This is a genomic window from Urbifossiella limnaea (assembly GCF_007747215.1).
Taxonomy (GTDB): Bacteria; Planctomycetota; Planctomycetia; order Gemmatales; family Gemmataceae; genus Urbifossiella; species Urbifossiella limnaea.
Genome location: NZ_CP036273.1, coordinates 7624405 through 7624606, shown reverse-complemented (window position 1 = coordinate 7624606; position 202 = coordinate 7624405).

The window sequence follows — 202 nt, the reverse complement described above, 5'->3', positions numbered from 1 at the left end:
CGGGCGAGTTCCTTCAGGCCGGCACGGGGTGCGTATCAAGATCGAGGGCCGAACCGGGCACCGACAATGCAGAAAACCACGTCCGTGCGTGTCATCCGGTTTCGAAGTAATCCCTACCGCCGGGCGGACGGCCGGCGGCAGCCGGCGGGTGGCGCCACCAGGCACTTGCCACCCCGACCAGCCGGCTGCCGCCGGCCGTCCG